Origin of the sequence: Methanolobus sp. WCC4, assembly GCF_038022665.1 — an archaeon.
Taxonomy (GTDB): Archaea; Halobacteriota; Methanosarcinia; order Methanosarcinales; family Methanosarcinaceae; genus Methanolobus.
The window spans coordinates 150,163-175,072 of record NZ_CP150629.1 but is presented as its reverse complement, the minus strand read 5'-3'; the positions used below and the strand labels follow the sequence as shown (position 1 = coordinate 175,072).

Annotated in this window: 29 protein-coding genes; 8 read left to right on the top strand and 21 right to left on the bottom strand. The window is 45.5% G+C overall.

Annotated elements, in window-relative coordinates; all coding sequences use genetic code 11:
* Positions 1 to 3: 3 nt before the first annotated feature.
* The gene (locus tag V7O63_RS00875; protein WP_340819290.1) at positions 4 to 1,386 is read right to left on the bottom strand and encodes a DHH family phosphoesterase; all 1,383 of its coding nucleotides are present in this window, start codon (positions 1,384 to 1,386) and stop codon (positions 4 to 6) included.
* A 22-nt stretch (positions 1,387 to 1,408) separates the two neighbouring features.
* Positions 1,409 to 1,906 carry a hypothetical protein gene (locus V7O63_RS00870; RefSeq protein ID WP_340819288.1) on the bottom strand — a complete coding sequence of 166 codons (498 nt, stop codon included), beginning with the start codon at positions 1,904 to 1,906 and terminating at the stop codon, positions 1,409 to 1,411.
* Between the two features lie 113 nt (positions 1,907 to 2,019).
* Here V7O63_RS00870 and V7O63_RS00865 point away from each other — a divergent pair, with 113 nt between their 5' ends.
* Together V7O63_RS00865 and V7O63_RS00860 are read left to right on the top strand one after the other, a co-directional pair.
* Complete coding sequence (locus V7O63_RS00865) at positions 2,020 to 2,202, top strand: hypothetical protein (RefSeq protein ID WP_340819286.1); 183 nt, start codon at positions 2,020 to 2,022, stop codon at positions 2,200 to 2,202.
* Between the two features lie 14 nt (positions 2,203 to 2,216).
* A complete protein-coding gene (locus tag V7O63_RS00860; RefSeq protein WP_340819284.1) occupies positions 2,217 to 2,636 on the top strand; it encodes a secondary thiamine-phosphate synthase enzyme YjbQ in 420 nt (139 codons plus the stop codon).
* Between the two features lie 88 nt (positions 2,637 to 2,724).
* Here V7O63_RS00860 and V7O63_RS00855 read toward each other — a convergent pair whose 3' ends face one another.
* Complete coding sequence (locus V7O63_RS00855) at positions 2,725 to 3,123, bottom strand: DUF1699 family protein (protein WP_340819282.1); 399 nt, start codon at positions 3,121 to 3,123, stop codon at positions 2,725 to 2,727.
* Between the two features lie 589 nt (positions 3,124 to 3,712).
* Here V7O63_RS00855 and V7O63_RS00850 point away from each other — a divergent pair.
* Positions 3,713 to 4,528: a hypothetical protein gene (locus V7O63_RS00850; RefSeq protein ID WP_340819280.1), complete on the top strand. Its 816-nt coding sequence runs from the start codon at positions 3,713 to 3,715 to the stop codon at positions 4,526 to 4,528.
* 11 nt (positions 4,529 to 4,539) lie between these two features.
* Here the strand turns inward: V7O63_RS00850 and V7O63_RS00845 are convergent, their stop codons facing one another.
* The 6 genes from V7O63_RS00845 to V7O63_RS00820 form a co-directional block, all read right to left on the bottom strand.
* Positions 4,540 to 5,289, bottom strand: a complete 750-nt coding sequence (locus V7O63_RS00845) for a MinD/ParA family protein (protein ID WP_340819278.1) — start codon at positions 5,287 to 5,289, stop codon at positions 4,540 to 4,542.
* Positions 5,290 to 5,361: 72 nt separating this feature from the next.
* Positions 5,362 to 5,721: a helix-turn-helix domain-containing protein gene (locus tag V7O63_RS00840; RefSeq protein WP_340819276.1), complete on the bottom strand. Its 360-nt coding sequence runs from the start codon at positions 5,719 to 5,721 to the stop codon at positions 5,362 to 5,364.
* A gap of 103 nt (positions 5,722 to 5,824) precedes the next feature.
* Positions 5,825 to 7,480, bottom strand: a complete 1,656-nt coding sequence (locus tag V7O63_RS00835) for a tRNA uridine(34) 5-carboxymethylaminomethyl modification radical SAM/GNAT enzyme Elp3 (protein WP_340819274.1) — start codon at positions 7,478 to 7,480, stop codon at positions 5,825 to 5,827.
* Between the two features lie 74 nt (positions 7,481 to 7,554).
* A complete protein-coding gene (locus V7O63_RS00830; RefSeq protein ID WP_340819271.1) occupies positions 7,555 to 8,583 on the bottom strand; it encodes an AAA family ATPase in 1,029 nt (342 codons plus the stop codon).
* Between the two features lie 18 nt (positions 8,584 to 8,601).
* Positions 8,602 to 10,296 (bottom strand): preprotein translocase subunit SecD, encoded by a 1,695-nt coding sequence (locus V7O63_RS00825; protein WP_340819269.1) that lies wholly within the window; start codon positions 10,294 to 10,296, stop codon positions 8,602 to 8,604.
* On the bottom strand, positions 10,293 to 11,195 hold the full coding sequence (locus V7O63_RS00820) for a protein translocase subunit SecF (protein WP_340819267.1): 903 nt from the start codon (positions 11,193 to 11,195) through the stop codon (positions 10,293 to 10,295). The genes V7O63_RS00825 and V7O63_RS00820 overlap by 4 nt, the downstream gene beginning before the upstream one ends.
* A 111-nt stretch (positions 11,196 to 11,306) precedes the next feature.
* Here V7O63_RS00820 and V7O63_RS00815 point away from each other — a divergent pair, with 111 nt between their 5' ends.
* A complete protein-coding gene (locus V7O63_RS00815; RefSeq protein ID WP_340819265.1) occupies positions 11,307 to 11,768 on the top strand; it encodes a cytidine/deoxycytidylate deaminase family protein in 462 nt (153 codons plus the stop codon).
* On the opposite strand, the gene V7O63_RS00810 is transcribed toward V7O63_RS00815, so the two are convergent.
* The 3 genes from V7O63_RS00810 to V7O63_RS00800 all read right to left on the bottom strand — a co-directional run bounded on the left by V7O63_RS00810 (position 11,754) and on the right by V7O63_RS00800 (position 14,753).
* Positions 11,754 to 12,506 (bottom strand): coenzyme F420-0:L-glutamate ligase, encoded by a 753-nt coding sequence (locus V7O63_RS00810; protein ID WP_340820863.1) that lies wholly within the window; start codon positions 12,504 to 12,506, stop codon positions 11,754 to 11,756. The two genes, V7O63_RS00815 and V7O63_RS00810, sit on opposite strands and share 15 nt — an antisense overlap.
* Before the next feature lie 447 nt (positions 12,507 to 12,953).
* Entirely contained in the window at positions 12,954 to 13,415 is a 462-nt protein-coding gene (locus V7O63_RS00805; RefSeq protein ID WP_340819263.1) for an Hsp20/alpha crystallin family protein, read from the bottom strand.
* Positions 13,416 to 13,547: 132 nt separating this feature from the next.
* A complete protein-coding gene (locus tag V7O63_RS00800) occupies positions 13,548 to 14,753 on the bottom strand; it encodes a cofactor-independent phosphoglycerate mutase (protein ID WP_340819261.1) in 1,206 nt (401 codons plus the stop codon).
* Positions 14,754 to 14,875: 122 nt separating this feature from the next.
* Between V7O63_RS00800 and V7O63_RS00795 the strand changes: the two genes are divergently transcribed.
* The 4 genes from V7O63_RS00795 to V7O63_RS00780 all read left to right on the top strand — a co-directional run bounded on the left by V7O63_RS00795 (position 14,876) and on the right by V7O63_RS00780 (position 18,930).
* Positions 14,876 to 16,117 (top strand): hypothetical protein, encoded by a 1,242-nt coding sequence (locus V7O63_RS00795; RefSeq protein WP_340819259.1) that lies wholly within the window; start codon positions 14,876 to 14,878, stop codon positions 16,115 to 16,117.
* 104 nt (positions 16,118 to 16,221) lie between these two features.
* Positions 16,222 to 17,616, top strand: a complete 1,395-nt coding sequence (locus tag V7O63_RS00790) for an aspartate kinase (RefSeq protein ID WP_340819257.1) — start codon at positions 16,222 to 16,224, stop codon at positions 17,614 to 17,616.
* A gap of 13 nt (positions 17,617 to 17,629) precedes the next feature.
* A complete protein-coding gene (gene purM, locus V7O63_RS00785) occupies positions 17,630 to 18,634 on the top strand; it encodes a phosphoribosylformylglycinamidine cyclo-ligase (protein WP_340819256.1) in 1,005 nt (334 codons plus the stop codon).
* Between the two features lie 17 nt (positions 18,635 to 18,651).
* Positions 18,652 to 18,930 (top strand): DUF1894 domain-containing protein, encoded by a 279-nt coding sequence (locus tag V7O63_RS00780; RefSeq protein WP_340819254.1) that lies wholly within the window; start codon positions 18,652 to 18,654, stop codon positions 18,928 to 18,930.
* A 19-nt stretch (positions 18,931 to 18,949) separates the two neighbouring features.
* On the opposite strand, the gene V7O63_RS00775 is transcribed toward V7O63_RS00780, so the two are convergent.
* The 9 genes from V7O63_RS00775 to mtrE all read right to left on the bottom strand — a co-directional run bounded on the left by V7O63_RS00775 (position 18,950) and on the right by mtrE (position 24,670).
* Entirely contained in the window at positions 18,950 to 19,516 is a 567-nt protein-coding gene (locus V7O63_RS00775) for a hypothetical protein (protein WP_340819252.1), read from the bottom strand.
* Between the two features lie 234 nt (positions 19,517 to 19,750).
* Positions 19,751 to 20,707 carry a tetrahydromethanopterin S-methyltransferase subunit H gene (gene mtrH, locus V7O63_RS00770; protein WP_340819250.1) on the bottom strand — a complete coding sequence of 319 codons (957 nt, stop codon included), beginning with the start codon at positions 20,705 to 20,707 and terminating at the stop codon, positions 19,751 to 19,753.
* 17 nt (positions 20,708 to 20,724) lie between these two features.
* Entirely contained in the window at positions 20,725 to 20,958 is a 234-nt protein-coding gene (gene mtrG / locus V7O63_RS00765) for a tetrahydromethanopterin S-methyltransferase subunit G (RefSeq protein WP_340819248.1), read from the bottom strand.
* Between the two features lies 1 nt (position 20,959).
* On the bottom strand, positions 20,960 to 21,187 hold the full coding sequence (locus V7O63_RS00760; RefSeq protein WP_340819246.1) for a tetrahydromethanopterin S-methyltransferase subunit F: 228 nt from the start codon (positions 21,185 to 21,187) through the stop codon (positions 20,960 to 20,962).
* A gap of 1 nt (position 21,188) precedes the next feature.
* Complete coding sequence (gene mtrA, locus V7O63_RS00755; protein WP_340819244.1) at positions 21,189 to 21,917, bottom strand: tetrahydromethanopterin S-methyltransferase subunit A; 729 nt, start codon at positions 21,915 to 21,917, stop codon at positions 21,189 to 21,191.
* A 1-nt stretch (position 21,918) separates the two neighbouring features.
* Positions 21,919 to 22,233, bottom strand: coding sequence for a tetrahydromethanopterin S-methyltransferase subunit B (locus tag V7O63_RS00750; RefSeq protein ID WP_340819243.1), 315 nt, complete (start codon positions 22,231 to 22,233; stop codon positions 21,919 to 21,921).
* Positions 22,230 to 23,039 carry a tetrahydromethanopterin S-methyltransferase subunit C gene (mtrC, locus tag V7O63_RS00745; RefSeq protein WP_340819241.1) on the bottom strand — a complete coding sequence of 270 codons (810 nt, stop codon included), beginning with the start codon at positions 23,037 to 23,039 and terminating at the stop codon, positions 22,230 to 22,232. Before mtrC ends, V7O63_RS00750 begins: the two co-directional genes overlap by 4 nt.
* Positions 23,040 to 23,759, bottom strand: coding sequence for a tetrahydromethanopterin S-methyltransferase subunit D (gene mtrD / locus V7O63_RS00740; protein ID WP_340819239.1), 720 nt, complete (start codon positions 23,757 to 23,759; stop codon positions 23,040 to 23,042).
* Positions 23,756 to 24,670 carry a tetrahydromethanopterin S-methyltransferase subunit E gene (gene mtrE / locus V7O63_RS00735; protein ID WP_340819238.1) on the bottom strand — a complete coding sequence of 305 codons (915 nt, stop codon included), beginning with the start codon at positions 24,668 to 24,670 and terminating at the stop codon, positions 23,756 to 23,758. Before mtrE ends, mtrD begins: the two co-directional genes overlap by 4 nt.
* Between the last annotated feature and the right edge of the window lie 240 nt (positions 24,671 to 24,910).

The window sequence follows — 24,910 nt, the reverse complement described above, 5'->3', positions numbered from 1 at the left end:
GGTTCATTTTTTCATTAACTGCTTTTCGATGGTCGAATTGAGTTTCTGTATGAACTCTTCTTTTTTACCAAAAGGTACTGTAGCTCCAGCCGCTATATCATGACCGCCACCTGCTCCGCCAAGTTCCTGACAGACGATGCTAAGTGCTTCTGCAAGGTTCAGTCCTCTGTTCACAAGTTCCTGGGTTCCCCTTGCTGAGACCTTATGGCCGTCCTCCTTGTCGGCAAATGCTATGATCGGCAGTTTTCGGTTCCCTGCAGAAGAGTGGCTCATTCCTGCAACGATACCTACTATGGTCTCAGGGATAACGCTTCCTGCATCGAAGTACTGGAGATGTGAGAGTTCTGTGATACCGTTATCTTTTACGAAGTTCAGTCCGTCGACAAGGTTCTTGCGGTGGTTGCCTAAAAGGTCCTGAGCTTCCCTGTATGCTTCGTCACGGTCACCCATGCACACCTGCATGCCTACCTCAGCTTGCATGTATCTGCCGGTGGCGTTGAGGAGTGTAGAGTATTCCGTTGCATCCCTCATCTCGGTCCCTTCCTTCTCGGAAAGGAGTATATATCCCTCTGCAACCAGTCTTCCGATATTGTAGGATGACATTCCGCTTTGCATGGCATGCTGCAACAGGGATGAGGTGACCTTCATCCTCTCTTCCTCAGAAAGGTCGATCCATCTTCTCCATTTCTCATCATTTGCGAACTGCAGACCTATCTTTGCAAGGAAGTCGATACATGAATCTTCACTACCTGTGAGTCCCGGGATGAACGGGTCGGATGAGAACTGTAACATCTTGTATACGGGTCTTGTCTGTTTTCCGAAAAGTGCGATATCCTTTTTTGCAACGATGTATTCGGGATTTGCTTCAAGTATCATCCTGTTGAGGCTTACAAGGTGCCCATATTTACGATACTGCATATCTCCTACACAGCCAGTGATAGCAAGGTCTGCAAGATCCCGGTTGTCTCCAAGTTTTGTTGCAAGTATGAACGTTGTTCCTGATCCGCTTATCTCGTAGGAGCCGTTGGCACCGAAAAGATGAGGGTTCAGGTGGAACTCGGTCTCTCCCTGAGGGCGATGGTGGTCCGAAACGATGGAATGTAATCCATAGTTGTTGATGTGTTCCAGTTGTCCGCTTCCAAGATCGGTGAAGATGGTAAGTTCCGGATTTGTGTCTGCAAGTTGCTCCACGATCACCTCATCAAGTTGTTTTACGAACATCATCTCATAGCCGATACCTGCTCGTTCCAGTGCCTTTGCAATGATTGCACCGGATGTGATCCCGTCAGCATCGATATGGGATACCAGCTGTATCTCATCGTATTTCCTGATCTCTTCAGCGCACTTTGCTGCACGTTCAGCCATCATGGCCATGATTTCAGACATTTCTCATCCTCTTCTCTTCCTTTTATTCTATCACTCTGAGTTTCTTCCATCCTTTCGGATCGATCAGGTATTTGTTCTTCTCTCTTTCTATCTGTGGATATTCCCTGATCTCATCCACGGTGATCTTCGGGGTACCCTCTTCATTGTATTTCCTGTACAGTTCTGTCCAGGGTATCATGTAGGCTTCCCTTGCTCTTCCAACCCCCAGTCTTAATTCCACTGCAAGGAATCCTGTCCTGCCGGACCTTAAAAGGAAATCCGATATTCTTTCTATCTGGTGTAACCCGTTCTTATCTGTTGTGAAATGCTGTGTGAAATACAGTGCTTTTGCACCTTTGTCCACTGAAATGCTCTTACATTCGATCCCCATGTAATAATCCGGGTCCAGTGAATCCACAAGAACATCCAGGAACTGCGGTGTGAACCTGTGCTGTTTCAGGCGATATGAGATCCCTTTGAAATTATTTTCCTCAAAGAATGTATTGAACGACTGAACGAGTACTCTTTCAAATTCTGTCATGCTTGATCACGTTTTCAGAATTATATTATTTTGAGGTTATATTAAGTATTGCTTTTGTACGTTATTTCCTGTAATTCGATAGATTGATGTACATGTTAGCTCAATTAGCAATGATGAACAAGAAAAACTTAGAGATCATATCTTCAGTAGGTTCTGTAGTATTGCTGATCATACTTTTCGCTGTTGCACACCAGTTAAGGGATTCCTTCTCTCAGGAATTGGGATTCATAGGCGCACTTACGATATTCATTCTGGTGATGTCTGCAGTGGGTCTGAAGTTGAACGAAATGCAGTGAGGTAAGTTCGATCAATGGCTGTCTTCAGCGAAGGATTCAAGGTTGAGACTTCCGGGAATTCGGATATAATTGACATAACTCCTCAGGTCACGGAGCTTGTCGCACTTTCCGGAATGTGTAATGGCATTGTACTTGTATATGTGCCGGGTTCAACTGCAGCCATAACCACGATAGAGTTCGAACCGGGTCTTATCCGTGATATGAAAGCGGCACTTGAAAGGCTTGCTCCGCAGGGAATCACTTATCATCATAACGAAAGATGGCATGACGGTAATGGTCATTCGCATATCAGGGCATCATTTCTGGGGCAGGGTGAATCCTTCCCTCTTGTGGATGGAACTATCCTGCTTGGCACATGGCAACAGGTAATCCTCATTGATCTTGATAATCGTCCACGTTCAAGAAAAGTACTTGTGCAGGTATGTGGGGAATGATAAACACCTATGTCTTGATGGACATGGGTCAAAGGAAAATACCGGAAAAGTAGAAGAGACCCCGGCTTTCAGCCGGAGACCACCTTATTTATGACTGTTTTACGAGGAACTTGACAAAGTCAGGGCTAAGCCTTGTCTCTCTGATCATCTTGTCCTCTACTTCCTCTTCGGTCATGCCTTCGCTCTTGTACTGTGCGATACGGTCGTAGACGCTCTGTGAAACCTCGGAGTACTCGTTGATGTCCTTCCTGTGACCCCATACGTCTCCTTCAAGAAGATCGATTCCCTGCATTTCAAGGTACATCTTTGCAGAGTTTGAGATGGTTCTCTTGTAAGAGCTTGGTATGTGGAGTGCTTTTACATTAGGGCATTTCATAATGAGTGAAAAGATATCTGTGTTGGATGGTCTGAATGCGAGGTGGATGATCTCTTCATTCGGGCCAAGGGTATTGATCTCTTCTTTTGAACTTACAACTCTTATTTTCATGTTTTACCTTCCTTATTTTGTTCGTTTTTATCTAACTTCTGTAGTTGTAATATGATCTTTTTGATCGATACTATAAACATCTGTATAATTTAGTGTATATACAAACTTTTATTTAAACGTTGCCAGTATAAGATTATATTACTGGTATATATTAGTTCAATCGTATAATTTCAAAATTTATATTGTATGTAAGTGTGCAAACTAAACCACGATGCATCGGCCACTTATTAATTTAATTATGTTGATATGGTATATGATAATTAATTATGAACTTTTATTTATTTAGTTTTAGCCTGAAAATATTAATAACATTTTCTTTTCTGAAAAGGACTTATTTTGTGTTGCCCGCTAAAATAGTTTTGTTTCACAAAGACAAAATCATGCTCGTGTATTATTTATAAGCATTACATACGTAATTCATTCAGATAATAGGCACTTAATGCACATACCTATTACGTGTATATACTGTTGTGTCAGCAGATCAGCTCCCGCCTTTTCAAAAAAGAGCAACTATCTACCTATTAGTTTCACAATGCGAACTTTACACGAATGTAAACCTCTATATAAAGACCTCTCCAATCTAGGAAGCGTGCTTCCGAAACTATTGCCGAAATTAAGGGTTAAGAACGATGTAAAGGTAGTTTACATAACCTTTGGTATAGTTTTGACCTATTTTTCGATATATATGCCGGATTTCATGGGCGTTGCCGGTCTGGATGACATAAGGATAAGTTCAATTGTTTCCTTTGGTGCACTGAATGGAATGCTTTTCGGTCCTTTCTGGGGTTCACTTGTATCGGCAATCGGTTTTCTGCTGTATAAGATAACCAGCGGTACTTTTTTTTCAATGAGCACTTTTGCAGTTGGTTCGATCGCTTTCATTGCCCTGAGCTCAATAGTTTCGGGTCTTGTGGTGAACAGGGAACATAAGGCAGCAAAAGGCATATTCGCAGCACTTATAGTTCTATGGTATCTGTTTGATATAGGCCGGGATGCGTATCTTTACCCATGGTACCATCTGCTTGTACTGGGTGTTTTCATATACTTCGACAGGTCTATACTCGAGCGCTCGGTCACATCTAAGGTATATGTCTTCTTTTCATTGTTCATGGCCGCATTAATGGGAGTCCTGTCCGATCATCTGGCAGGCAGCATGGCATATCATATTGTATATGACCTCCCTGCAAGTACCTATGCGTCCGTGATGGGTTTATATCCGGTGGAACGGACCATTCTCGCGTTCTTCCCTGCATTCCTGGTTTACGTACTTGTTGTCGTTTTCAAGGATATATTGATATCATCTGAGGATATAGAACAGGATATCGAGGAAAAGAAGTCCAGGGATCTGGATGAATATCTTCATAACGATGTGATGAAGATAATCAATGAAGATAAAAATGACTGAGGAACAGTCACTCATTGCATAGCTTTTATTTTATCTCTTACAGCTATTATACTTTTAGAGAACAGATGGTCCGGGTCCGTATGGACGAGTATCTCTTCGTTCCCTCTGGTTGCGATCTCACACATACATGGTATTGTTGCAAGGACTGGTGCGCCATATCTGCTCTTCTCGATCACATCAAGACAATTGCTGCCATGGTGCATATTGTCTATAATCGCACATTTCTTGTCGAGGAGACTGTAAACACCTTTTATCAACTGTTCCGTGCAGCTTGTGCACGCATATGTATCGTTGTGTATTATTATCACCATATCCGATGCGGCAACGGCATTTATTGATTCGTATTCCACTCCCGGACTTGTGTCGAAGATGACCACATCGAGTTCCTCCTCAGCAAGCTCTTTTTTTCCGTTCATCAGTGCTTTGAGTGCACTTGCCTGCCAGTTCCTGTCCTTGCCTACAAGCTCCCTTATCTCTCCAATATCCGGGTTCGAGAAGCTCATATACAGATCACCTTCTGTGTTCATTTCCTCTCCCATATCTGTAAGTGTATCTTTCAGACTGCATTTCCCTGAAAGGAAATCATTGATCCAGAAACGACTTTGCGGTTCGAACATGGAGCAGAGTGAAGGACCCCTGAGGTCGAGGTCGATAAGGCATGTGTTCTTTCCTTCGATTGCAAAGGCAACTGCAAGGTTCGTTGCAATGCTGGTCTTTCCAGTTCCGCCTTTAGAAGAGTGTATTGCTAGTGTGAGGGTCATGCTATCATCGTTATTGTTTCTCTGTTATTGATTTTTGAAGACCTGTAATACAAGGACTTATGCCATACTATATTATTTTTTCTTCAGGCTGTCATTGATACGGAAATATACTTTCCTGCCTTCTCTGTACTTATTGACATGGTCCATTCTGACAAGCTGGTTGAGGTAGTTGCTCTCAACTGCCCTTTCCTTGTTCGTCTCATTTGCGATCTCATCTGCTGTTGCAGGGCCGATCTCGAACAATGTAGTTGCTGTCGTCCTTAAGTGGTCAGGAAGTGATAATAATGTGATCACATCAAGTGATTCTGCAAGCTTCCTGTCCTTCTCACTGCCCTGTTCTTCCTTTTTCTCGACCTGTACGATGAGCCTGTCAAGCTTGGAATTTATCTCTTTCAGATTAGTAACGATCTGCTCTAATAGCTCCGATTCCAATTTTGCATCTCCTTAGTTGATAATGGGGATGATCTTTAACTAATAAATATTATGGTTATACTTTCTTTACCGTCAGTCATCTTCACTTATATAACTTTCTGATTCAGTGTGAATTCAATTCCTTTGTCATATATGCTCTTTCCAGTTCATATCCTGATTTCCGATAGTATTCGCGAACACCTATGCCGCTGATTATTGCAAGTTTCCTGTATCCTGAATCAAATGCCAGTTCTTCTGCATGGGCTATAAGTTCCTTTCCATAACCTCTGTGCTGCCAGTCGTCCTTTCCGGCATCCTTTCCCACAGCCACGGTAGAACCGAACACATGTAACTCTCTTACAAGTGCAGCTCTTTGCAGCTCCTTTCTATGCGGGCTGTTCGGGAACCTCAGTCTCAGGAACCCTATGAGTATATCGTTCTTAACATCTTCAAAGGCAATGAAATGCTCCTCTCCCCCACAACACTCATAGGACTCGACTGTCAGTTCTATATTATTAACGTCTGGTTCTTTTCCTTTTAATATGTTATGTCCGACCTCACGACATCTTATGCAGCGACACCTGCCACCATGTTGTTCCAGATGTTCACTTGCAAGCTGCCGTATATTGCTCTTGCGAACTCCTGCAAGTATCTGTGGTGATGGTATGTCCCTCTGTATGCGCTGTAGCCTGACCCATTTCGGGATGAATGACTTGATCTCTGAAAGGAGCAATGTGGCTTCCTCATCTGTCATAGCTTCGTATCTTCCCTCTTTCCACATCTCATGGAGCTGGGTACCTTCTGTCACAAGGGTCGGATATATCTTAAGGTAGTCCGGCCTGAAACCGGGATTATCGAAAAGTCTCCTGAAATTCCTGATGTCCATCTCAACATCAGTCCCCGGAAGTCCCGGCATCATATGGAATCCCACCTTAAGGGCACTATCCCTGAGAATACGGTTAGCTTCGATACTGTCTGCAACGCTGTGTCCGCGTCTCATTCTCTCAAGAATGAAATCATAGGTGCTCTGAACACCTATCTCAACCTTGGTAGCTCCAAGTTCCAGCATCTTGTCGATGTGTGCCTTCTTTGTCCAGTCAGGACGTGTCTCGAAGGTGATACCGGTGTTCCTGACCACAGATGTCTCGTTCGCTTTCTGTACATCCTCGATGGTATAATAGGGAATGGTCTTTCCTATGGGGCTGGCCTGCTCTCTCCATGAATCCCCGTAGAAGTCGTTCATGGCCTCAATGCAGCGTTTCGTGTACCATTCCTGATAGTCTATGGACCTTGCAGAGAAGGTGCCTCCCATGATTATAAGCTCAGCCTTCTTTACCTCATGTCCGATCTGCTTCAACTGGGTCAGGCGGTTCGTAACTATTCTGTATGGGTCATATTCGAACTGCATGGCCCGCATGGTTGAGGGCTCTCTTCCCATGTAGCTCTGGGGTGAGTGGAACTCTGAATCCGGTCCTCCCGGGCAAGGAACACATATGCCGTGGGGACATGGTGCAGGTGATGTCATCGCAGCTATGACCGCAACCCCTGATATGGTTCTCACGGGTTTTCGCTGGAGTATGGCCCTGACCTTTTCCTGCTCCTCATCATTGCCTGATATTATGATGTCAGCATTCTTCGGAAGGGTCGAAAGTCGGAAGCTCTTTGCAACCTTCTTCTTTGCTTCATTGAGCTGTTTTTCATCAGTTATCCTGCCTTCAAGTACCATGTCCATTATTCTGCGACATGCGGTTTCAAAGTCTGTTGTATCGTTATTCGTCATAAACCATCAGTATATGTGATGTAGGTATAAAATATGTTACAAAAAATTGTTGCAAAAAATAAAAGGGAATCCCTTTACTGGCAGAATCCTGCGACCAGGGCTTCAAGCTGTATCCTGTCGTTCGCACTTTCGGTAAGGTAGAGGTCGGTGTCAGCTATCTTCGTGACCCATCGGGCTACGATATCATCAGGTTCGTTGGAACCGATCACAACCTTGTGTAACTGCAGAAGTATCTCCTGTCCTGAAAGTCCTTCTTCAAGGATGAGTGCATCGATGTATTTTCTGGCTTCGAGTACGTTCTTCGAAGTGATGGACTCAAAGAGCTTTGTCACGTTCTCTGAACTCTCACCTAATGTAGCATCGTATATCTGCTGCGGACCGATGTTCTCATTTCCGGGCTGTATGGATGCTATCTGAAGTGTATTGAGTGCCCTTGCAATGTTACCTCTTGCGTGGTAGGCCAGTGCAGCCATGCCGTCTGCGGTGACATTCAGTCCTTCATTCTCAGCTACCTTTGAAATGAACGTTATGAGCTTATCATCGGATACATGGGTGAAGAAAAGTTGCAGGCCTCTTGACCTAAGGGGAGTTATCAGCTTTGAAGGCTGGGTGGTGGAGAGTATGAAACGGCATGTTGTCGTATATTTCTCCATTATCCTCCTCAGGGCATGTTGTGAATCCGAGTTTAGCGATTCGGCATTGTCTATGAATATGATCTTGTAGTCCGCATCCATGGGTGCCATACTTGCATACTCGTTGATAACTTCCTTGAAGATGTTGATCACACTGCTGGATATCTTCTTCGGGTCATCGGTTCCGAGTATACGCAGGAATCTCTTATCCCGTACAAGGTAGCTTTTACCCTGTTCAAAGAAATCCGATGCATTGAAATATGCCAGATTACGCTCGTATCCTTCACCGTAGATGTCAAAGGCAAGTGCAAAGGCCGTACTTGACTTGCCCGAATTCTCCGGTCCGTGGAAGACAAGGTGTGGAAGGTTGTTGGACCTTGCCAGCTTGATGATCATGTCCACGGATTGTTCATTACCGATGATCTCATCAAATGTCTTTGGCCGGTATTTTACAGTCCACAGGTCCTTCAATCTATCCTCTCCTTTTCCTTATTCCGCATCTGCTGTGTTCTCTGCTGCAAGTACTTCATGTATCACTTTGCCGTATACTGGTCTTGCGATCAGTATTCCTATAAGGACACCTACGATGGTTGTTATCGCGAATCCCTTAAGGGCACCGAATCCCATGACAACCAGTGGTGACATTGCGATGATGGTTGTTGCAGATGCTGCAAATATTATTGCGAATGCCTTCGTTATCCTTGAAAGGTAGACTTTCCTTGGCGGCAGTTTGCCTTCGTACAGCACCTCATCTGTGATTATCACAAGGTGATCGATACCTGTTCCTATGGCGGCGATTATACCTGCGATACTTGCAAGGTCGAGCTGCCATCCGATGGCTGATGCAAAACCGAGTATCATTATGACCTCACTTATTGAGGTGCTCACCATTGGTATAAGGATAGCCGGCTTGTGGTATTTGGTGAAGACAACAAAAGCAACAGCAAGTAGTGCAAGAAGGCCTGCAATTACTGCCTGGGTCTTGAACTGCTGTCCAAGTGTGGCATCCACATGTCCTGAACCCATAAGTTCAACGTTCACCGGCAATGCACCTGCACGCAGGTGGATCTGCAGTTCTTCAGCCTGGGTCCTGCTTTCATCCTCTGGGCCAGTAGACGCCTGCCATGAGTATATCGGTGTGGTCTCAAGTCTTTGAGCTGCAGAATAACTAAGAGGTGCACTGTATACCTCGTTATCGTCAAGGTACATCACAAGGTTGTGTGACATCGGGTCCTGTGTAGCACCGGTCTCGATCGCAACCTTCTGAAGTGAAAGGGCACCAGCATCCGTAAGTGTGAAAGGTACGTACCATTGTCCGCTGTCTTCCTGGTATCCTACAATGCTGACGGATTCGATCTCATCACCGTAGAGGACGTGTTCTGACTCATTACCCTGTGTAATTATTCTGATCTCGAACTTTCCTGGCTTCTCGGCTATGTTCTTGGCTGTCGCAAGGTCTATTCCTGCGAAGTCAATGAGTATGTAATCGTCACCGACCGTTTTTACAGGTATGTCCTTAAGACCAAGGGAATTGAGCTTGTCGCTGAGTATCTCCTTTGTCATATCCCTTGTCTCGGTAGTGACGCCTTCCTTGTAGATCGCATCTCCATTGATATCAGTGGTAATTGATCCGCCGACCTTTGCCATGAGCTCTTCAAGTTCTTCCTGTGTGATGGCTGTCCTTATCTCATACTCAACACCGTCCGATACGAGTGTTGGGAGGACCTCTGCTTTGAGTGAGTCTGCGAGATACGTGCTTATGAGCGTCTCCCTGGATGAGTGGACTATAACCGTTGTAACATTATTGCTTCGTGAGATGGTAGTCTGGCCTACACCTACCTGGTCCATCTGATTGTTTGTAAGTACTGAATCCGATGTGAATGTCACTGAAATATCATCAGTACTCTCATCAACGGATATTATCTCAACATCCTCTGCAAGGTTGATGTTGACTATCTCCTTTACCAGAAGTCCGCTGTCACCTTCGAGCTGGGCAACGGCACCCTGCAGTTTTAACTGGAGCCATGAACCGCCTTCAAGGTCAAGCCCGTAGTTGAGATTGGTGGTAAATCCTTCTTCTGAGGAATAACCGGGGTGTATGAATATTATGGACCCGAGGATCGCTAGTATGAAGATGATCACTCTGGCATCCTTGAAAAGGCTCTGCTGTTCATCGTCCTTCATGCTTTACGCCTCCTTGTACCAACGCTTGAAACATGCCATCTGAGTATTGAGGTGTTAAGCATCCAGGTATTCATCATGTCCGCTACCAGTCCGAAGATCAGTACTATGGATATGTTCGACAGAAGGGTGATCTGGGACAGGGATGAGCTAAGCAGGTATGCATATGTTGACACCAGGTACATCACCACAAGTGCTGCAAGGGTTGTTGTGGTCATTGTAATTCCTGTGTGCATCGCATTGGTGATATTCTCCTGCGGGGTCCCGCGCCTCTTGAGTACCCGTGTTGTGAGCAATATATCGCTGTCAACCGAATAACCGATGAGCATCAGAAGTGCTGCAACAGTTCCAAGGGACAGTTCGATACCGACGATGTTCATGAAAGCGGCTGCTATTGCGATATCGGATAATGCTGATAGTACTACTGCAAGTGATGGGACGGCTGTCCTGAATATCAAAAAGACCACGATGGCCATTCCGATGAATGAGATGATCACTGCTTTGACAGCCTGTTTCTGAAGGCTCTCTCCGTATACAGGTCCTATCTGGTTGATCTCCACACTCTCGTAGGAGTCTATGACATCACTTACCAGTTCCTGCTGCAGTTCATTGCTCATTGGTCCGAATTGGATGATCACTCGTGCTCCGGCCTGTCTGACGTCAGTTATCGGGTAATCTGCATACTTCTGTTCAATGGATGGCACACTTTCTTCAGTTGCCACGGAGACCATTGTTCCGCCCTTGAACTCCATTCCAAGCTTTACAGGTGCTCCACTACTTGCAAATACAAATGCGAGTATCAATATGGATACTACAAATACTGCAAGCGGGATTGCTGCAAGCTGACGATCGTTATGTTTTCTGACAAAAGAATCTAAACGTTCAGTCAAACCGACTTCCATGCTTCTATGCTCCAGAATAATAGCTTCTCAATTCCTGCTATAAATTATTGAATTGATGAATACTCTCTTACACTACAACTTATATATACCACTTGCTGCCTCTCTTATGCAATGACTGACAGGCCAAGTATAGATGAGTATTTGCTTGAGATCGCTACGGTCGTGGCCAAGCGTTCAACGTGTCTCAGGAACAGGGTCGGCGCCGTGATCGCCAGGGACAAACGTATACTTTCCACCGGTTATAACGGTGCACCGAGGCATATGGAGCATTGTCTCGATATAGGTTGTATCAGACAGCAGAACAACATTGCTTCAGGTACACGTCACGAGAAATGCCGTGCTGTCCATGCAGAGCAGAATGCTATCATCCAGGCTGCCCTTCATGGCGTGAGCACCGATGGTGCAACACTCTACTGCACTCATCAGCCCTGCATCCTGTGTGCCAAGATGATAATCAATTCAAATATCAAAAGGGTTGTTTATATCCAGCCTTACCCGGACACCGATGCACTTGATTTCTTCTCGGATTCAGGTGTCGAGGTTGTCAACATCCCCGTATCAGACTTTGCTTAGACAGCGAAGTCCTTTTTTAATTATATCTTCCCGCTCACTGCGGTACATCTCTTTGATCGAACCGTCCTCTGACCTGAATTCCAGTCCCCTGAGGATAACTACCGGATATCCGCCATCACCTTCTCCCATCAGGAGATTCGCAGCACCTGCCATCTCATCGGCTATGGCTTCCTCTGTGATCTCAAGTGTGTTGCCGAAAAGGTCCTTCTGTCCCTTCCAGTTCTTTATGGGATGTATCTGATACACCCCAACAGCAATTCCTGTCTGCCCGATCTTGAATGCCCTGCCGTTGGTGTCGGTGACGATCACACTGATATTTTTTCCGGTGCGTTCTTCGATGCTTTCGCCTATCTTCCTTGCACTCCTGTCAGGGTCTGTTGGCAGGTCTATCAGATATCCGTTGTCAACATTGGAATCATCTATTCCTGCTTTGATACACACGTGTCCGTTATCCGTTTCAACAAGGAGGATCGGGAACTCAACAAGTACTTCATGGCTGCGGTTAAGGACTGCCTGTACAAATCTAGGGTCAAGTCCGAGTTTTGCAGCGATCCTTTCGGCATTCTCGCCTGCAATTATGTCCTCCAGCCTGAACATCCTGCCCTCTGCTTTTGAAACTATGGTGGAGGCTATGACTATGATATCATTGTCCTCTATGTCCGTTCTTTCGCAGATAATCGATGCGATATCATCCCCTTCTTTTACCAGGGGGATGTTCTCAATGGTGAATGCATGCATTTTCAATCAGGATTCTCCAGGGCTTTATTTTGTAGTACCTTATTTAAGTATCGATCTTACTGAACTATGATCGCGTATTTTTAAGTATGGTGTAACCTTATATTATATATGGGAGCGGGTTGACGGAGGCATACCCTGAATTTTGGCACTTTGTTCTTTAAGCAACCAACCATCCGGTAAGAACATTGAAGTATCACCATATATTTTGTCTCCCCTCCTGTTTTTCTTTTTACCATGGTAACAATGTTAGAGCTTTTGGATCTCTATATCCTGCTGGCATTAAGAAGAATAATATACTATATTTACCTAGTATTTCCTGCGGCGATGATGACAGTTACCCCGACTGAGCAAAGGATGATGATATCTCTAACTGATGCCGCAAATACTAAATGACGGGTAATAAAAAAGGTTGTAACGTCCATTTAAGGACGTTGATCTGAAACAGATCTACTCGATCATTATCCTGTGCTTTTCTTCGATCTCTGCTTTTGGGATCTTTATGGTCAGCACACCATCTTCCAGTTTGGCACTTGCCTGTTCCTCATTTACTGCTGATGGCAGGTTGAATGCACGTGCAAATCTGTTGTAGGTACGCTCACGCATGAGGTATCCTTCCTTTTCCTCTTTTAATTCCTTATGCGTGTTGGCATTGATCCATACCCTGTTGTTCTTTATGTCTATATTGACATCATCCTTACTGACTCCCGGCAGATCGGTGGTGACAATGATCTCATCATCCTTCTCCTCGATGTCCACAAGGGGAGAAAGTGTATCCATGTTCATTAGTTCGGTTGGTGCACTCTCTTCACCGAACATGTTGTAAAGACGTTCCTGCATGCGCCTCATTTCATCAAAGGGTTCCCATCTTGAGGCTGTTGATGGTCTCCACGGTGTTAATCCAAATTTCATTTACCTCACTCCGTTAATATATAGTTGGAACCATCCGTTATTCCGAATAGTCCCACTAAATTCTATTATCTACGTTGTTCTATTTATATATGGTGAGTCCGGACAACACCTGGAAAAAAGGTATCAATGGACCTATTTGGTCCATGTTCGATCGATCATCATTCTGACAAGGTCTGCTGCGTAGACAGTTCCAAGGGATCCCTTCTTCACAGACTCTTCATCAAAGGCATCTGCATTGTCAACATTCTCTTCAGAAGTGCAGTATATGGCAACAGGTATGGGCACGGATGTGTGTGTTCTCAAGGCTATAGGTGTCGGGTGATCGGGGAGCACCATGATGGTGACATCCTCGTCCATCTCTCTGGCTGCCTTAAGGACAGTACCTACGACCTTCTCATCGAAATCCTCGATGGCCTGGATCTTTGCTTCCATGTCGCCCATGTGTCCTGCCTCGTCAGGTGCTTCCACGTGAACGAAAACGAAGTCATGGTCCTTGAGTGCGTCTATGGCATATTCCGCCTTTCCGAGGTAGTTGGTATCGAGATAGCCTGTAGCTCCCGGAACCTCAATGACATCCAGTCCTGCATAGAGGCCTATTCCCTTCACAAGGTCCACTGCTGATATGATGGCCCCACGGAGTCCGTAGAGTTCCTCAAATGGTGTGAACGCAGGTGCAAATCCCTGTCCCCAGAGCCAGATGGAATTACCGGGGTTCTTTCCTTCATCTATTCTCCTGTTGTTCACAGGATGGTCAGCAAGGATCTCCATGGACCTTTCGATGAGTTCTGAGATGGCTTCACTGTCCTCTCCTTTTGGCATATGGTCATACCTGTTCTCATCGATCACATCATGTGGCGGGACACATTCTGTGTTTGCTCCAAGTTTGTTCTTTGCTACCAGAAGGTGTCTGTAACTGATCCCGGGGTAGAAACTGAACCTCTCATCGCCAAGTTTCGCATCTATGGTCTTTATGATCTCCTCTGCTTCCTCATTGGTTATATGGCCGGAACTGTAATCGGTTATGAGATCGTCTTTGATGGTTATCAGGTTGCATCGGAATGCAACGTCATCCTTTTCAAGTTCTACACCCATGCTTGCAGCTTCAAGGGGTGCTCTTCCTGAGTAGTACTTCTTCGGGTCATAACCCACAATGGACATGTTGGCCACATCGCTTCCCGGAGCCAAGCCTTCAGGGACCGTCTGTCCAAGTCCTGCCCTTCCGTGGGATGCAATGTAATCCATGTTGCTGGTGTTGGCTTTCTGGAGAACTGTCATGCCTCCTATTTCCTCAAGAGGCTCATCTGCCATTCCATCTCCGATAAGTACCACATACTTCATATTGTCACCTGATTATTTATATTAATAGAAAGAAATCAATTTAAACCCATAAGACAGTATGATGCCTGAAGTAGCATAACATTCTGTCATTTTTAACCGGTCCTATGATGTGTGAGGTTTCGATGAAATATATACATTTTGTAATCGTCTGTATTTGTCTGCTTGTTCTGTGTATCTCTCCTGTTGCAGGTGTGAGGACAGAGGCAATGATGCACTATTCGGAACCTGCGGTTGCTGTGGGTGATGAGGTCATCCTTGAGCAGGGATATTCCTTCAAGGTTGTTGATATGAACACCAAAAGTGGTGCTGTTATGATAGAACTCTATCTTGACGGTGATGAGCTTGACCTTGAAGATTCCTTTGCAAAAGAGGCTGAGCCCCTGGAACATATCCGTTCTGTGACAGAGGAGGAGGACGATGAAACCGATGAAGTGGAATATCTCATTTTGAGGATCACTGCCAAAGGATCTGTGAAGGAATATGGTGATGTCTATCGCTCAACCGTCTACATAGAACAGTATCTTGATCCTCTGGAAGATGTTGATGACTATCTGATACTGGACAATAACTATTATTTTGACGATGATTCTGAACTTGAGCTCGCAGAGCTTTATACTCTGGGGATCATGGATGTTGATGACAGTGAGATCTCTCTGGAACTCAGACTTGACGGGGAATTGCTGAAGCAGGATGATGTGGAAGAAGGTGATTACTTCTATTATACTGTTTACTCCGATGAACAGCCGGATGTTGTCTTCCTTGCCAATGTGGATGCTTTCATTGAATCCGATGATGTTACTACGGTTTTCCTGAAACATGTGTCATTGAAACAGGTCTCAATATCCGATCAGGATGATGTTAGTTCTGATGATGATGTTCCCGATGAGGTGGATATCGATGTTGATTCACCTGTGGACGGTGGACTGAAGGCCGGCAGGATCGCTATTATCACATATTATGTGGATGATGCTTTTTCAGAGGTTCGCATCCTTATTGATGATGACATGATCGATTCGAGGAACGATGTCAGTGCGGGAGCCTACAAGGCGGTCACCGATGAACTGAGCGCCGGTGTACATAAAGCGACTTTGATCATGGTGGATGATGACGGTGGTATCACCTCTCATTCAGAGGAGTTCTCGGTATCCGTTGACATAAAGGACAATATAACGGAATCCATCTCAGGATTTGCGAGCTCGGCCGTGGAAGGCCTGGGTAAGGATGACAATGCATCAGACAATGTTTCTTCCAGTCTGTCCCTGCCATCGTTGCCTTCGGGTTCAGGTATTTCAAATGTCATCTCTTTCATTATCACTGCGGGTGTGTTCGTTGTATTCTTCATGTTCTTCAGGAAGTTCAGATAATGTCTTATCTGTCTGAACTTCAGAGTTTTTTCTGCACATAATCTTTATATTGGTCTGCACTGTTTATAGACGAAATTAGCTGACAAACTAAACGTGGTTGTATCATGAGAATCGTAATGAAGTTCGGCGGGACTTCCGTGGAAAACGGCGAAAAGATCCGTCATGTGGCAGAGCTTGTAAGGCAGTATCACATGAATGGGAATGAACTTGTAGCAGTGACATCTGCACTAGGTGGTGTTACAGATGGCCTGCTGGGAACTGCAAAAGACGTATCCCGGAACGGCAAAGTGACACAGGTCAAGGAATTCATTGCCGACCTTACGAAAAAACACTATGATGCGATCAATGTTGCTATCGATGATGAGGCAATAAGGTCAGAATGTGTGGAAGCAATAGACAGCAGGGTAGATGAACTGGAAAAGGCCCTCATAGGTATCTGTTACCTCGGTGAACTGACGAACCGTTCCATTGATTACATATCTTCATATGGTGAGCGCCTTGCTGCGCCTATAGTAAGTGGTTCTATTCGCTCACTTGGCACTCCCTCTCAGGCATTTACAGGAGGAGAGGCAGGTATCCTGACCAATTCAAACTATGGTGATGCAAGGGTTCTGGAAGACACCTATACCCAGGTAAAAGAAAGGCTCTCTCCACTTATCAGGGATAGTATACCTGTGGTAACTGGTTTCATTGCCCAGAACAGGCAATCCATCATCACTACTCTTGGACGTGGAGGTTCCGATTTCTCAGCAGCAATAATCGGAGCATCGATCGATGCTGATGAGATCTGGCTCTGGAAAGAGGTTCACGGTATCATGACCACCGATCCTAAGATCGTACCTGAGTCAAGACCTATTCCACAGATATCATACATAGAGGCAATGGAGCTTTCCTATTTCGGAGCCAAGGTGCTTCACCCAAGGACCATCGAACCTGCGATCAAACATAAGATCCCTGTTCGTGTGAAGAACACCTTTGAACCTGAATTCCAGGGTACTCTTATAGTTGCGGAGCAGCAGCGTACAGAGGATGTTGTCAAAGCGGTCACGCTCATCAACAAGGTTGCACTGATCAATATAAGTGGAGCTGGAATGGTGGGTACCATCGGCACGGCAGCAAGGGTATTTTCCGCACTTGCCAATGCAGGTGTCAATATCATCATGATCAGTCAGGGTTCATCCGAGGCAAACATGTCCCTTGTGGTCAATGAGGACCATCTGGAGGCAGCAGTGGCAGCGGTTAGGTCGGAGTTCACAACCAATGTTGTTGGTGATATCGCCTATGACCGCGATGTATGTGTGGTAGCTGTTGTCGGTGCAGGCATGGATGGTATCCCGGGAGTTGCAGGAAAGGTATTCAATTCCCTTGGAAAGTCCGGTACCAATATCATCATGATCAGCCAGGGTTCATCACAACATAATATTTCCTTTGTCGTAAGTTCAGAGGAAGCACTCGATGCAGTTAAGACCTTACACAGCGAATTTGAACTTGATAAATAATGCAGGGATCCCAATGAAAGACAAACACCTTACGTATGCAGAATCCGGTGTTGACATCGAGAAGGAAGAAGAGACCATAAAGGCTCTCACAAAGAGTATGGACTACAAACGTGAGGGACTTGGTGCCCCGTTGACGGGCATCGGTCACTATGCAGGGCTGATCGATTTCGGAGAATATGCCCTTGCTCTTGCAACGGATGGTGTGGGTTCCAAGGTTCTGATAGCCAACGAGATGAAACGCTGGAACACAATGGGTATAGACTGTATAGCAATGAATGTCAATGACCTGCTTGCTATCGGTGCTGAACCAATATCATTCGTGGACTATCTTGCCCTTGAGAAGCACGATGAGGAATTCGCATCACAGATAGGCGAGGGTCTGAGGAAAGGTGCTGAGATCTCACGCATGACCATAGTCGGTGGAGAGACAGCAACGCTTCCTGATATAATAAAGGGCTTCGACCTTGCAGGCACCTGTCTTGGTATGGTCAAAAAAGAGAACATAATCACAGGTGAGGATGTACAGCTCGGGGATGCCATTGTTGGTATTCCGGCTGCTGGTGTTCACAGTAACGGATACACCCTTGTAAGGAATATAGTGGAGCAGTCTTCATACTCATATCATGATGAGTTCCCTTACGACACATCAACCACAATTGGCGATGAGCTTCTCATCCCTACAAGGATCTACATGGAGGTCCTTGATGTGATCAAGGAATGTGATGTCCATGGACTTGCACATATAACAGGCAGTGGTCTCCTTAAACTGAAGAGGGTTACATCACTTGGTTTCGACTTCTATGACCCGATAGAGCCGAATGCTATTTTCAGATTCCTTCAGGAAGAGGGTAATGTGGATGACCTTGAGATGTTCAGGACATTCAACATGGGAATGGGATTTGTCATCATCCTTCCAGAGGACCAGGCTGAAAAGGCCGCCAGTATGACCGGTGGCAAGATAGTTGGTCGCATCGTGGAAAAAGGAATAAAGGTCAAAGACCTTGTGATCGTGGAATAATTTATCAGGGTATTATCATGGCTTGTATCAATGACCTTCCCTTTGAGATCCTCTTAAAGGGTGGGACTCCCGCTCAGTGTGAGGAAATGATCAGGGAAAGGTCCGATGAGATGTATCATGTTCCTGGTGGTTACAGGTTACGTGGTGTGGCCCTGATGGGCGATGATGTTCCAGTGGGTGTAAAAGGAGATGTGGTATTCTTCCAGTACATCAAACCCTGCTTTGGTCTTTTTGTGCTCAGGCTTCCTGATGCTGCAGATATTGCAGAGCAGCTCCGGAAGGACTTCAATAATTAATTGTTCAACTGCTCAGTAATTATATCTTACTTTTTTTTGCAGTATCATTGATCCATTTCAGGAACCTTCCTGACGGGAACTCATGGATCGTTGTGGCTATTATCTTCCCTTCGCCCAGTTCTTTTACCACCATGAGGGGATTACCTTCTTCACTCCTGAAGACAACTTCTCCGTCTGTTTTTGAGAAATATCCGTCAAATTCTACTTCAGAACATACATCTTCCACAAGACACTGTGCTTCATGGTCCTGTGTCGTGCAGATCGTGGTTACCTGCTGTTCCTGCTTATATTCTAGTTCCATGGGGAGCCATTCGTAATTATATTCCGGGACCATTGGCCCGAAGACTATTAGGTTACCACCTGAACGTACAAATTTCTCGAAGTTTTTAGCATTCCTCTCGATACCGGGGAGAATGCTGGTATATTCACTATTTGCAAAACCGGTTGGGATAACCACACATTTGCAGGGTGAGATAAAAGGAGTGCCTATGGAACCGGAGACTATTCTCTGGCATTTGATATCATGTTCCTTGAAGAGTTTCTCGAACAACAGGGGAGTGTCCCATATCAGCATTACCTCGGTCATGCTAGCTGATAGTATCTGTTTCTTTAATTATTTTGCTGCATTGACCTGGTCTTTAGAAATAGTATTGTTGTATGTGCGCAGTATTGAGTAAACCCTATATATTATCAATACGTATTCTTATTATACATAACTACACATTATGTACAGTTATGGCGGGCTGGGGTGTGGGACTTTCAAACCTGCGGTTCTTTCTATTTTTGTAATTTTTAGTAAAAAGAAAAAAAGAAAGCTGGTTTATACCAGCTTGTTGATTGGGTGGTTCTCGTCCATGATCTCAAGGCCGAGTTCCTTTGCGGTCTCTGCAAGCATAATGTCTACCATTGCTGTTGCAGGGAATACCTTGTCAGTGTTCTCGATAGGACCGAAAAGCTGGAAGTTGGATCCGAGGATCTGTGGAACAAGGTTTGTTCCGATATCAGCTGGCATGTAGATTGCCTGCTTCTGTTCCTTTGTCTCGAACTGCTTTTTGTATGCCTTCATCCAGTCCCATGCGGATGCCATGTTGTGGTATCCACCACCAACAGGAAGTCCGAGGTGTCCCTTAATAGCAATTACTGCTCTCATGGATGCACCGGAACCTGCGCCCAGTGGGGTTGCTGCTACATCGATAAGTGGCTTTGTGATTCCACATTCCTTTGCGATCTCGAGCATACCCTTCTCCTGTCCGGTACCACCGGATTCAAGGATGTCGAGTTTACCCTTTACGCTTGGGTCTGTTGCGTTGAATGCAAGCACAATTGATGCATTGATGTCGCTTTCCCTGATCGCTTCGATCTCGTCAGCGTGGACACTGGCGTTGATGGAGTTGTAGATAGCCCTGTCAGCTACACCGATCTCTGTAACATACTCTGCTGCTGCTGCACGAACGTCACCAGCGGATGAGTCGATAAGGAATGGTGTCTTGTCATCTATCTCAACGAACCAGTCGATGTACTTCTTGATCGCTTCAGGTGTCTCTCCGACGATCTGGTTAACGATTGGGTTACCTGTAACTTCGCCCATGTCAACCATTGCCTGCCATAACTTGTTTGCAGCTTCTACATCGAAGACACCCTTGTCTTCATCAGTCACGATCTTGTGCCTGTTATAGAACATTGTTCCTATAAGCACTGTAGGGTACTGTCCTGGCTGGCCACCGAACTTGACGCCGCCGACATCATATACCTCTTGTTTCTTGTCAAATTTGAACATATGAATAACCTCTTTGTTTAAATACCGAGCATAGGTGCAAGGAACAGTACATAAAGCAGGAATATGATTATTCCGGCAACAGCTCCGTAAAGTATTCCTATGTCTCTTCCAACTTTCTTACCAATGCGCTGTGCAATTTCACTGTTAACGAACTCGACCTTCTCATCTATCTTGTTGAGCTTCTCAAGTACTGCGTTAAAGTCTTCCGGGTCTGTGACCACACTTGGTACCCTGTCGCTTCTGTCGGTCATTTTACATCACCTTCCAGACGAACATAGGGATGATCACTACCATTACAATTGCAAATACAAGTCCTGCAATGAATCCGGATATGCCTGTTGCAGATACACCGGAGTCAAGTTTCTGGTTCCTTGCAATGAGCTGGGCCCTGTAACGGATGTCCTCAACTACAGCTTCAATGGGTCCCATCTGTGGGGTTATAACCATTGGTACGCCTTTTCCATATTCTTCTTCTGCCATATTACTGACCTCCGAACAGTAGCATTCCAAGTAGTGACAGTGTTATTGCAAGACCAATCATTATACCTTCGACCTTACCTGCGTGTACACCGGAGTGGAACTTGTTAAGGTTACCGATAGCCATCATTTCCTTATTGATAGCCAGTATCCTGCTTCTTACGGTTGCAAGTTCAGCTGCCATTGGCTTGAGTCCGCCGGCTTCCTCACCATCGCCTTCGCCTCCTTCTCCGACCTCAAGTACCATTGCGTCTGCGTCGAAAGCTCCGGGGTCCTTTCCTGCAAGTTCCTTGATCTTTCCGGTAATGGCACCCATGTCCTCGGTACCGATAAGATCGATACATTCGACCTGTTCCTGGAATCTTGCGATCGCTTCTTCTGAAAGGTTCTCTACGTAAGGGATAGCACCTGTTGCACCGACGATCCTGTTGTCCTTGACACCATTCTCGTGGATCTTGAGGATCGCTTCACCGGTAATGTGACCCTTTACTTCAGAACCTGTTACAAGAAGGAATCTGATGTTAGGGTTTGATATTATGTGAGCAACTACTTTCTCAAGACCAAGGTTCTCTGTCTTACATGGACCTGTCAGACATGCTCCTGCAGCCAGTTGTGGGCCTGCATCAAGGTGTGAACCACATGTTACGACTGCAACACAGTTGTTGACATCTCCAACATCGTATTCACCTTTGAGGATCGGCCATCCTGGGGCTGTTTCTCTTTTATCTGCCATTTCACATCACTCCTAATGCGCCCATGACCAGGAGCATAAGTCCTGCAACGCCAAGACCTACTATTACTCCGTAGAATGTGTTACCAAAGAAACCTGCACTGTATGATGTGTGCTCACGTCCCTCGAATGTGTTGAGGAGTGGTTGGCTTGGTGCCAGGGAGTTTACGAGGTCATCGGCTATTTTGTCGAGTTCGTCGAGCTGTTCCATTATAGGGTCCATTGAATACTGGATTATGTCCTCTCTTTCTGCTGCGAGAAGTGAGGTGAGTGGGTCCAGTACAAGGTTTGCCTCAGGGGCTACATGTACCATGCTCATTCCAATTCCTCCTTGGATGGCAGTAGTCCTGTTCCGACAACTATGTATGCATCTCTCTTTACACGGTCATAGTATCCGGCGAATGCTACGTACCAGATCGCAAGTCCTATGAGGATGGTGAGTGCACCTGATGCACCTTCGTTGATACTTGCAACTATTCCTGCTACGATCATTGCGATAGCACCTTTCTCAAGACCACATATGAGTGTCCTGTCCTGTGTCTCATCTGGACCAAGACATGCGTTGAATGGGTGAAGGATCGCAAGACCACCTGCAATGAATATCACTGCGATGTATCCGGTGCTGATAACCTGACTGAGTATGACCGGGAAGTCGAATGTTCCTGTCATTGCAATAGCAAGACCGATAATTGTAATTGTTCCTGCTGTTGCGATCTCTGTCATTGATATCTCCATGATAGGGATTCCCATCTTAAGGACCTTGTTTGCGAGTACACCGACCATAAGTCCGATGATCGCTGCTGCAATGAGTGCAATTACAGGTCCGGCAACGCCTCCGACTGCAAGGCCGAATGTTGCTGCAAGTACACCCATACCGAGTGCAAGCATACCAATTGAAGGTACACCGGTACCAAGGCCGTAACTTGCTACTCTTCTAACTGATGCTGCGCCCCATACCATACCGCATATTGCACCAAGTGCACCGATGAAGGACATGTATGATCCTACTATGTCCACAAGGAAATATGCTGCGTATATTCCGATAAGGCCGCCTGCAACACCAAAAGCTATAATCTTATTCTGTGGAATTGCCTCTGCGGCTGCTCCACTTCCGCCTGCTGACATTTACAGACCTCCTATTGCTAATACGCCAAGTAATGCGCAGAAGAATGTTGCTACAAAGGATGCGAGAACTGCCTTTGGGAACCTCTTGAACTTAGGGTCGTGGAAACCTTCGATGGTTCCTCCTATGTTGTATGATGGGATTACCGCGTTCACGAAGAAGATACCTACTGCGAAAACACTGGCCATACCTACAAGGTCCGGAAGAGCGAGTCCATTCTCGATGCTCATGAGTGAGTAGTATATAAGTGAACCGCCGATACCACCAAGTGCACCACCGATAACACCACTTACATATGACACTGTTGGAAGTCCGTGTCCCTCAGTACCCTGTGAGACGTAGAGGTCCTGTCTGTCCTTTGTAATTGGGTCGTACTTTACCTTTGCTGATGCTGGAGGACATCCGACACCATATACATATACCCATGTTCCTACGATCATTGTAACAGCCATCATTATCATTGCACCGGCTGCACCGGATGCAAGAATAAGTCCTGCATTGTTTGTGATCTGCATCATGGCACCTGCAGTTACAAGTCCTGTAAGACCTGCACCAGCTGCAAGCTGGACGGTACCTGTTCCGATACCTGTTGCCTGTGCCATAGCTGCCGGAGCACCACCTACTGGTACGAAGTGGACACTCCATGAGATAAGTACTCCACCTAATGTGATAAGGACCACGTAGAGTATATTCTCCATCAATATTCCTGCTATGTCTATCATGCAGCCACCTCTGCTTCTGCCTCATCTTCCTTGTATGGTCCAAATGCATTACGGGCAGCGACTTCCATGTTCCTGTTCCACAGTATAAGAATAAGTACAATAATTACACCTGCGAGGACTGAAACCCAGCCGATCGCATCTCCTTTTGTAGCGTCGAACACTGTTGTGATCCAGCCACTAAGGAAAACGGTCATTCCAAAAGCGAGACCTGTTACAGGTCCACCGAATTTTGCGCAGAACCAGGAATTGTCGATACCATTTCTAAGACCGGACTCTGCTTTTCTCACGATGTTACCGGAGTTTGCAGCATTGAGGCCTGATCCATATTCGACGTTCTGGAATTGTCTTTCTGCACCGTAGTGTACGTCACCGGTTGAAGAACCGATAGCACCGACAGTGATTCCCCATATGAATGCCAGAAGTGGCAGTGGGAAAGGATGTGCCAGTACGGTTACCATAAGATATGCTACCACAAGGATACAGAATGTTGTGATAAATGAATATCCTACAATAACGGGTGTGTGACTTCTAATTACATCAAGATAAACTGGTTGTTTGAAACGTTTCTGACTTGCTGATCTGCCCATATATGCAGTAATTGAATAAGTGCCGTGTATCGCTGCTGCAATAATTGCTCCAATAGCAAGTGCAAGGACAGCGGATGCACCAGTGCTGATCAGTACGGATGCGGTAGTTCCACCAATAGCACACATGAGTGCGTTTGAAGGTGGTTCACCAGAAACAGCTTTACTGTGTATCCTGTGTGGATACATCATCTGGGGCGCTAACTGCACCTGAGAGTTCGGGTTACTCTGTGACCCAACATCTGATTCAAGGTCTTCAGAGGCGCCTGCAATAGTTGCGGCTGCTCCCATAAGTGCGAGTACGCCCATACCTGTGAGCGGTTCCATTCAGATTTCCTCCTTTTTGTATTATAAATTAGTGTAGATATGCCAAGATCACAACAGATTATCTTTTGAATATTCTGTCATAATTGCTATGGCGTAAACTAACGTAAGGTGGTTTGGATTATATTAAATACTTCTTAAAGCTTTCGAATGAATCCTGTCAAAAGGGTTGTTTTTTAACCCATGCAGTAGGAAAAATATCGGAAGCGATAAACGTTAAAAATATATATTTCAAAAAATATT

What these genes read in the sequence shown, in the direction of transcription:
- V7O63_RS00875 (WP_340819290.1), bottom strand. Translation starts at nt 1,386, where the DNA reads ATGTCTGAAATCATGGCCATGATGGCTGAACGTGCAGCAAAGTGCGCT.
- V7O63_RS00870 (WP_340819288.1), bottom strand. Translation starts at nt 1,906, where the DNA reads ATGACAGAATTTGAAAGAGTACTCGTTCAGTCGTTCAATACATTCTTT.
- V7O63_RS00865 (WP_340819286.1), top strand. Translation starts at nt 2,020, where the DNA reads ATGAACAAGAAAAACTTAGAGATCATATCTTCAGTAGGTTCTGTAGTA.
- V7O63_RS00860 (WP_340819284.1), top strand. Translation starts at nt 2,217, where the DNA reads ATGGCTGTCTTCAGCGAAGGATTCAAGGTTGAGACTTCCGGGAATTCG.
- V7O63_RS00855 (WP_340819282.1), bottom strand. Translation starts at nt 3,123, where the DNA reads ATGAAAATAAGAGTTGTAAGTTCAAAAGAAGAGATCAATACCCTTGGC.
- V7O63_RS00845 (WP_340819278.1), bottom strand. Translation starts at nt 5,289, where the DNA reads ATGACCCTCACACTAGCAATACACTCTTCTAAAGGCGGAACTGGAAAG.
- V7O63_RS00835 (WP_340819274.1), bottom strand. Translation starts at nt 7,480, where the DNA reads ATGACGAATAACGATACAACAGACTTTGAAACCGCATGTCGCAGAATA.
- V7O63_RS00825 (WP_340819269.1), bottom strand. Translation starts at nt 10,296, where the DNA reads ATGAAGGACGATGAACAGCAGAGCCTTTTCAAGGATGCCAGAGTGATC.
- V7O63_RS00820 (WP_340819267.1), bottom strand. Translation starts at nt 11,195, where the DNA reads ATGGAAGTCGGTTTGACTGAACGTTTAGATTCTTTTGTCAGAAAACAT.
- V7O63_RS00815 (WP_340819265.1), top strand. Translation starts at nt 11,307, where the DNA reads ATGACTGACAGGCCAAGTATAGATGAGTATTTGCTTGAGATCGCTACG.
- V7O63_RS00810 (WP_340820863.1), bottom strand. Translation starts at nt 12,506, where the DNA reads ATGCATGCATTCACCATTGAGAACATCCCCCTGGTAAAAGAAGGGGAT.
- V7O63_RS00805 (WP_340819263.1), bottom strand. Translation starts at nt 13,415, where the DNA reads ATGAAATTTGGATTAACACCGTGGAGACCATCAACAGCCTCAAGATGG.
- V7O63_RS00800 (WP_340819261.1), bottom strand. Translation starts at nt 14,753, where the DNA reads ATGAAGTATGTGGTACTTATCGGAGATGGAATGGCAGATGAGCCTCTT.
- V7O63_RS00795 (WP_340819259.1), top strand. Translation starts at nt 14,876, where the DNA reads ATGAAATATATACATTTTGTAATCGTCTGTATTTGTCTGCTTGTTCTG.
- V7O63_RS00790 (WP_340819257.1), top strand. Translation starts at nt 16,222, where the DNA reads ATGAGAATCGTAATGAAGTTCGGCGGGACTTCCGTGGAAAACGGCGAA.
- purM (WP_340819256.1), top strand. Translation starts at nt 17,630, where the DNA reads ATGAAAGACAAACACCTTACGTATGCAGAATCCGGTGTTGACATCGAG.
- V7O63_RS00780 (WP_340819254.1), top strand. Translation starts at nt 18,652, where the DNA reads ATGGCTTGTATCAATGACCTTCCCTTTGAGATCCTCTTAAAGGGTGGG.
- V7O63_RS00775 (WP_340819252.1), bottom strand. Translation starts at nt 19,516, where the DNA reads ATGACCGAGGTAATGCTGATATGGGACACTCCCCTGTTGTTCGAGAAA.
- mtrH (WP_340819250.1), bottom strand. Translation starts at nt 20,707, where the DNA reads ATGTTCAAATTTGACAAGAAACAAGAGGTATATGATGTCGGCGGCGTC.
- mtrG (WP_340819248.1), bottom strand. Translation starts at nt 20,958, where the DNA reads ATGACCGACAGAAGCGACAGGGTACCAAGTGTGGTCACAGACCCGGAA.
- V7O63_RS00760 (WP_340819246.1), bottom strand. Translation starts at nt 21,187, where the DNA reads ATGGCAGAAGAAGAATATGGAAAAGGCGTACCAATGGTTATAACCCCA.
- mtrA (WP_340819244.1), bottom strand. Translation starts at nt 21,917, where the DNA reads ATGGCAGATAAAAGAGAAACAGCCCCAGGATGGCCGATCCTCAAAGGT.
- V7O63_RS00750 (WP_340819243.1), bottom strand. Translation starts at nt 22,233, where the DNA reads ATGAGCATGGTACATGTAGCCCCTGAGGCAAACCTTGTACTGGACCCA.
- mtrC (WP_340819241.1), bottom strand. Translation starts at nt 23,039, where the DNA reads ATGTCAGCAGGCGGAAGTGGAGCAGCCGCAGAGGCAATTCCACAGAAT.
- mtrD (WP_340819239.1), bottom strand. Translation starts at nt 23,759, where the DNA reads ATGATAGACATAGCAGGAATATTGATGGAGAATATACTCTACGTGGTC.
- mtrE (WP_340819238.1), bottom strand. Translation starts at nt 24,670, where the DNA reads ATGGAACCGCTCACAGGTATGGGCGTACTCGCACTTATGGGAGCAGCC.